Source organism: Thauera phenylacetica B4P, from assembly GCF_000310225.1.
Classification (GTDB): domain Bacteria; phylum Pseudomonadota; class Gammaproteobacteria; order Burkholderiales; family Rhodocyclaceae; genus Thauera; species Thauera phenylacetica.
This window is the reverse complement of sequence record NZ_AMXF01000220.1, coordinates 1-6,756: the sequence shown is the minus strand read 5'-3', so window position 1 is coordinate 6,756 and position 6,756 is coordinate 1. Positions and strand designations below refer to the sequence as shown.

3 protein-coding genes and 2 pseudogenes are annotated in these 6,756 nt (G+C 71.2%); 4 read left to right on the top strand and 1 reads right to left on the bottom strand.

The features are described 5' to 3' along the window. The 4 genes and pseudogenes from C667_RS18700 to galU all read left to right on the top strand — a co-directional run. Nucleotides 1-893 (top strand): annotated as a pseudogene (locus tag C667_RS18700) (chromosome segregation protein SMC); the annotation flags it as partial. A 37-nt stretch (nt 894-930) separates the two neighbouring features. Beyond that, on the top strand, nt 931-2,013 hold the full coding sequence (locus C667_RS18695; protein ID WP_004375780.1) for a cell division protein ZipA: 1,083 nt from the start codon (nt 931-933) through the stop codon (nt 2,011-2,013). Continuing rightward, the gene (gene ligA, locus C667_RS18690; RefSeq protein ID WP_004375778.1) at nt 2,013-4,082 is read left to right on the top strand and encodes an NAD-dependent DNA ligase LigA; all 2,070 of its coding nucleotides are present in this window, start codon (nt 2,013-2,015) and stop codon (nt 4,080-4,082) included. Before C667_RS18695 ends, ligA begins: the two co-directional genes overlap by 1 nt. A 91-nt stretch (nt 4,083-4,173) precedes the next feature. Further along, nucleotides 4,174-5,076 (top strand): UTP--glucose-1-phosphate uridylyltransferase GalU, encoded by a 903-nt coding sequence (gene galU / locus C667_RS18685; protein ID WP_004375776.1) that lies wholly within the window; start codon nt 4,174-4,176, stop codon nt 5,074-5,076. A gap of 244 nt (nt 5,077-5,320) precedes the next feature. Here the strand turns inward: galU and C667_RS18680 are convergent. Beyond that, nucleotides 5,321-6,756, bottom strand: a pseudogene (locus tag C667_RS18680) (Rne/Rng family ribonuclease); the annotation flags it as partial.

The following is a 6,756-nucleotide window of genomic DNA, read 5'->3' as shown; positions in this document are numbered from 1 at the left end:
GTCGCGATGCGCTCGCCGAGGCCGCCGCGGCGCTCAAGCAGGTCGAGGAGCTGCGCCTGCGCACCGAGCACGAGGCCGCGCCGATCCGCGCCCGCGTGGCCGAGCTGCGTCTCGCGCTGCAGGCCGCCGAGCTCGCGGTTGCCCAGTTCGAGGAGCGCCTCGTCGAGGCCCGCGCCGACGAGGCGGCGCTCGCGCCGCTGCTCGCCGCCGACCCCAGGGAATCCACCCTGCAGCGCGAGGTCGCCCGCCTGGCGCGCGAAATCGCCGAGCTCGGCGCGGTCAACCTGGCCGCGCTCGACGAGCTCGCGACCGCCTCCGAGCGCAAGGGCTACCTCGACGCGCAGACCGAAGACCTGCTGCAGGCCATCGACACGCTGGAGGATGCCATCCGCCGCATCGATCGCGAGACGCGCGAGCAGCTTCAGGACACTTACAATACGGTCAATCGGCAGTTTGCCGCCCTGTTCCCGCAGCTCTTCGGCGGCGGACGGGCCGAGCTGGTGCTGACCGGCGAGGAGATCCTCGACGCCGGCATCCAGATCGTCGCCCAGCCGCCGGGCAAGAAGAACGCGTCGATCCACCTGCTCTCGGGCGGGGAGAAGGCGCTCACCGCGATCGCGCTGGTGTTCTCGATGTTCCAGCTCAATCCGGCGCCGTTCTGCATGCTCGACGAGGTGGACGCGCCGCTGGACGACACGAACACCGAGCGCTATGCGAACATGGTCAAGCGCATGTCGGCGCAGACGCAGTTCATCTTCATCAGCCACAGCAAGATCACGATGGAATTTGCGCAGCAGCTGGTGGGGGTGACGATGCAGGAGCAGGGCGTCTCGCGGGTGGTGGAAGTCGATATCGAAGAGGCGCTGCGCCTGGCCGACCCGGCCGCAGCGTGACGCAGGACAAGCTACACGGAGCATTTCTGGGATCCAAATGGACAGCGAACTTCAGATCGCGCTGATCGGCGCCGGCATCGCCGCGGTGGTGCTGGTGGTGGGCTACAACAAATGGCAGGAGCGCCGCCACCGGCGCGATGCCGAGCGGGCCTTCAAGTCCGAGCACCGCGACGTGCTGCTCGAGCCGCGCGAGGAACCCGCGGCGAGCGAGCGCCGCGAACCCGGCATCGGCGGCGCCGAGGACGAACCGCGCCGCTTCAGCGAGGCGCCGATGAAGCGCAGCACGCCCGAGCTGCCGCGCCTGCTCGATCCACGCGCCGACTGCGTGATCCGCCTCGAGACCATCGAGGCGCTCGAGGTCGGCCGCGTTTGGGCGATCCAGGCCGAGCAGCTCGCCGGGCTGGGCAAGCCGGTGTACTGGTTCGGCTTCAACGACGCCGAGAACGTCTGGCAGCCGATCGGGCCCGACAGCAGCGGCGCCTGCCACTGGTTCTGCGCTGCGCTGCAGCTGGTCAATCGCCATGGCTCGATCGGCGAGACCGACTTCATGCGCTTCTCGGGCGGCGTGCAGCGCGTGGCCGATGCGCTGATGAGCCTGCCGCCTGCGCTGCCGCCGCGCGGCGACACGCTGCGCAACGCCACCGAGCTCGACCGCTTCTGCGCCGACGTCGACGTGCAGATCGGCATCAACGTCGTCTCCCGCGACGGCCAGTTCGAGGGCCGCGCGATCCACGCCGTGGCCGAGAAGCACGGCCTGCGCCTGGGTGCAGACGGCGCCTACCACATGGTCGATGGCGAGCACAGCGTGTTCACCGTGGCCAACCTCGAGTCCGGCCGCTTCTCGCCCGAGAGCCTCAAGGGCCTGGTCACGCGCGGGCTGACCCTGGTGATCGACGTGCCGCGGGTGAGCAACGGCGGTGCCGCCTTCGACCGCATGATGAAGATGGCGACCACGCTCGCCGGCGAGCTCGGCGGCGACGTGGTCGACGACAACCGCGCGCCCTTCGGCGCCGAGGCGGCGGCAATCATCCGCGGCCAGATCGGCCAGTTCCAGAGCCGCATGGCCGACCACGACATCCCCGCCGGCAGCCCGCTCGCCCTGCGCCTGTTCTCCTTGTGATGGACCCGCTCAACGATAACGGCCACGGCGACGCCGCGGCCGAGGCCGCCGCACGCGCGGCGGCCCTGCGCGCCGAGATCGCGCGCCACGACCACGCCTACTACGTGCTCGACGCGCCGACCCTTCCCGACGCCGAGTACGACCGCCTGTTCCGCGAGCTGCAGGCGATCGAGAAGGCGCATCCGGCGCTGCGCAGCGCCGACTCGCCGACGCAGCGCGTGGGCGGAAAGCCGCTCGCGCAGTTCGCCGCGGTGCGCCACCGCGTGCCGATGCTGTCGATCTCCACCGAGACCGACACCGAGGCGAGCGGGGCGTTCGCGTTTGATGCGCGCGTGCGCCGCGCGCTCGGCCTGAAGGAGGAGGACGCGGCGGTGGCCTACGCCGCCGAGCTCAAGTTCGACGGCCTCGCGATCAGCCTGCGCTACGAGGACGGCGTGCTCGTGCAGGCCGCGACGCGCGGCGACGGCGAAACCGGCGAGGACGTCACCGCCAACGTGCGCACCGTGAAGGCGATCCCGCTGCGCCTGCGCGGCGAGGCGCCGCCGGTGCTGGAGGTGCGCGGCGAGATCTACCTGCGCCGCGACGACTTCGAGCGCCTCAACGCGCGCCAGGCCGAGGCTGGCGAGAAGATCTTCGTCAATCCGCGTAACGCCGCCGCCGGCAGCATCCGCCAGCTCGACCCCGGCATCGCCGCGCGCCGGCCGCTGTCCTTCTTCGCCTACGGCCTGGGCGACGTCGCCGGCTGGGCGCTGCCCGCGACCCACACCGAGGTGCTCGACGCGCTCGCGGCCTTCGGCCTGCCGGTCTGCGAGCACCGCGCGCAGGTGCGTGGCGCGGCCGGGCTGGCGGCGTTCCACGAGCGCATCGGCGCGCTGCGCGAGACGCTGCCCTTCGACATCGACGGCGTTGTGTACAAGGTCGACGCGCTCGACTTGCAGCAGCGCCTCGGCTTCGTGACCCGCGAGCCGCGCTGGGCGGTGGCGCACAAGTACCCGGCGCAGGAGGCGGTGACCCTGCTGCGCGACATCGAGGTGCAGGTCGGCCGCACCGGCGCGCTGACCCCGGTCGCGCGCCTGGAACCGGTCTTCGTCGGCGGCGTCACCGTCACCAACGCCACGCTGCACAACCAGGACGAGATCGACCGCAAGGACGTGCGCATCGGCGACTGGGTGATCGTGCGCCGCGCCGGCGACGTGATCCCCGAGGTCGTCGCGCCGGTGCTGGAGCGCCGCAGCGGCGAGCCGCCGCGCTTCGTGCTGCTGGACAAATTCCCCACCTGCCCGGTGTGCGGCTCGCACGTGGTGCGCGGCGAGGACGAGGCGGTGGCGCGCTGCACCGGCGGGCTGTTCTGCCCGGCGCAGCGCAAGCAGGCGCTGCTGCATTTTGCCAGCCGGCGTGCGATGGACATCGAGGGCCTGGGCGACAAGCTGGTCGACCAGCTCGTCGATGCGGCGATCGTGAAGACGCCGGTCGACCTGTACCGCCTCGGGGTGCTCGCGCTCGCCAACCTCGAGCGCATGGGCGAGAAGTCGGCGCAGAACCTGCTGATGGCGATCGAGAAGAGCCGCAGCACCACGCTGGCGCGCTTCATCTTCGCGCTCGGCATCCGCAACGTGGGCGAGGCCACGGCGCGCGAGCTGGCGCGTCACTTCGGCAATCTCGACGCGCTGGTCGCAGCCGACGCCGACGCGCTGCAGCAGGTGCCCGACGTGGGCCCGATCGTGGCGCAGTGCATCGCCGAGTTCTTCGCCGAGCCGCACAATCGCGAGGTGATCGAGCAGTTGCGCGCCGCCGGCGTGCATTGGGCCGAGGGCGAGCCGCAGGGCACGGTCGCCGGCGCGCTCGCGGGCAAGACCTTCGTGCTCACCGGCACGCTGCCGACGCTGAGCCGCGACGAGGCCAAGGCGCTGATCGAGGCCCAGGGCGGCAAGGTCGCCGGCTCGGTGTCGAAGAAGACGCACTACGTGGTCGCCGGCGCCGAGGCCGGCTCCAAGCTCGAGAAGGCGCAGGCGCTCGGGCTCGCCATCCTCGACGAGGATGGCCTGCGCGCGCTGCTGAACGAAACGTAACCAAACGCTTGATGCAAACCGCAAACGCATGGCGCATGATCGCGACCGCTGTTGCGTCGCAACACCCTCTATTCATGGGAGAGCAATAAAAATGAAGAAAGTCACCAAGGCGATTTTCCCGGTTGCCGGCATGGGCACGCGCTTTCTGCCCGCCACCAAGGCGAGCCCGAAGGAGATGCTGCCGATCGTCGACAAGCCCTTGATCCAGTACGCGGTGGAAGAGGCGGTCGCCGCCGGCATCACCGACATGATCTTCATCACCGGCCGCACCAAGCGCTCGATCGAGGACCACTTCGACAAGGCCTACGAGCTCGAGACCGAGCTCGAGGCGCGCGGCAAGAAGGAGCTGCTCGAGATCGTGCGCAAGACCGTGCCGAAGGGCGTCAACTGCATCTACATCCGCCAGTCGGAGGCGCTCGGCCTCGGGCACGCCGTGCAGTGCGCGAGTCACGTGGTCAGTGACGAGGCCTTCGCGGTGATCCTCGCCGACGACCTGCTCGACAACAAGGACGGCACGCCGGTGCTCAAGCAGATGGTGGATGTCTATAACTACCACCGCTGCTCGGTGCTCGGCACCATGAACGTGCCGCGCGAGGAGACCCGCAGCTACGGCATCGTCAGCACCGAGACCGACAAGGGCCAGGTGCAGCGCATGACCGGCATCGTCGAGAAGCCCAAGCCCGAGGAGGCGCCGACGACCCAGGCCGTGGTCGGGCGCTACATCCTGACGCCGCGCATCTTCGACCACATCCGCGCGCTCAAGCCGGGCGCCGGTGGCGAGTACCAGCTCACCGACGCGATCGCCTCGCTGCTCAAGGAAGAGGCGGTGCTGGCCTATCAGTTCAACGGTGTGCGCTACGACTGCGGCTCGAAGCTCGGCTACCTCAAGGCGACCATCGAGTTCGGCCTGCGTCACCCGGAGACGGGCGCCGATTTCGCCCAGTACCTGAGCGGCCGCTTCGGCGCCGAGCAGGGGAGCACCAAGAAGAAGTAAGTCGTCCGGGGAAAGCGTCCGCCCTGCAAGGGGCGCCGCGCTCGCGGCGTTCTGAGGGTGGGGCGCGACTGGCGATCGGGCGGTGCCGCGGCGCCGTGGCGCCGGCCCGAACTCAACGCGCTGCAGGCGCGGCGCGCGCTGCGGCTGATTGCTCTTGCACCCGGCGTCTCGGTTTCGAGGCGCCTCGGGAGCAGGGATTCCGCGGCGATGGTCATCGACCACCGCCGCGGCGTCGCCGAGCCGCTTACTTGCGCGTCTCGACCTGTTGCAGCGGTTCCTCGACCACCACCGTCGCCGCGCGCGGCTTGCGCCCCAGGCGGATGGGCTGCTCGAGGGCGCCGCTGCCAAACTGGCCGTGCTTGGCCGGGTCGGTCTCGATCTTGACCAGCCCGCTGTCACCGGACGGTACCGAGATCGGTGCGCTCGGTGCCTGAGCGGCGCGACCGGCTTCCATGGCCCGGACCACGGTCGATTCGAAGGCCGTCGAGCCCTGATCGACCGCTTCGGACGCCTGTGCAGCGGCAGGTTGTGCAGCTTCCGATCCCGCCTCGAATGCAGTCTCGGACGCCGTGCCGACGGTCGTCGTCGCAGCAGGCTCCTGCCCGCTCGCGAGCGCGGGCTCGATGACCGAGACCGGCGCGGTGAGATGGGCCGGCTCGACCGCAGCCGGCGTTTCCTCGGCAGGAGCCGACTCGACGATGGGTGCGGCTTCGGCCTGAGCCGGGACGTCGCCCGGGGCCTCCTCGATGGGCGTGCCTTCGGCGACGACTTCCTCGGCTGCAGCGGCAACCTCGGCAGCCACCGTTTCGATCGCGGCGGCCGGCGTGACCGCAGCAGTCTCGAACACAGGCGTGGTCTCGACCGCGGCGTCGACGGGCTCACCGACGGGCACCGGGGCCGGCACGGCCTCGGGCGCCGACGCGGCCACCGGCTCGATGTCGTGCGCGAGGCTGCTGGCGATCGGCAGTTCGGCGGCTTCCTCACCCGCCGACGGGGCCGGCTGCGACGCTTCGGCCTCAGGCTGTGCTTGCGTAGGTGCGTCCTCGGCCACGACTGGCGCGGTGGAGGCCGGGCTTGCGACGTCCGTGGCCGTGGCGCTGGCGGCAGCGATCACCGGCAGTGCGGCCTCGGCGGGCGAGGTCTCCGCGGAGGCGGCTTCGGCTTCGTTGCCCGCCTCGGCGGCGGTGCCCTGCGCTTCGCCCGTGCGGCGACCACGCCCACGGCCGCGACGGCGGCGCTTCTCGGACGAGGAGCCTTCCTCTTCGCCGCCTTCGGTGCCGGAAGCCGTCTCAGTCGTGACGGAGTCGGCCGTCGTGGCGGCTGCCACCATCGCCGTGGCGGTGGCGGCCTTCAGCAGCTCGTCCTCGGTCTGGGCGGCGCGCTGCTCGGTGCCTTCCTGGGCACGCTCGCCACGCTGGCCGCGACCACGACGGCCGCCTTCGCTGCGCTCGGTGCGTTCACCGCGCTCCGCACGCTCGGGGCGTTCGGTGCGCTCGGGGCGCTCGGCCGCGACACGCTGCGGACGCTCGCTGCCCTCGCCACGCTCGCCACGCTCGGCCCGGTTGCCACGGGTGGAGGGCTGCGCCTCGGCGTCGCGCTCGCCGCGACGACCACGGCCGCCGTTGCTGCCACCGTTGCGGCGGCCTTCGCCGCTGCGCTCGCCGCGCGGACGCGGCTCCC

What these genes read in the sequence shown, in the direction of transcription:
- C667_RS18695 (WP_004375780.1), top strand. Translation starts at nt 931, where the DNA reads ATGGACAGCGAACTTCAGATCGCGCTGATCGGCGCCGGCATCGCCGCG.
- ligA (WP_004375778.1), top strand. Translation starts at nt 2,013, where the DNA reads ATGGACCCGCTCAACGATAACGGCCACGGCGACGCCGCGGCCGAGGCC.
- galU (WP_004375776.1), top strand. Translation starts at nt 4,174, where the DNA reads ATGAAGAAAGTCACCAAGGCGATTTTCCCGGTTGCCGGCATGGGCACG.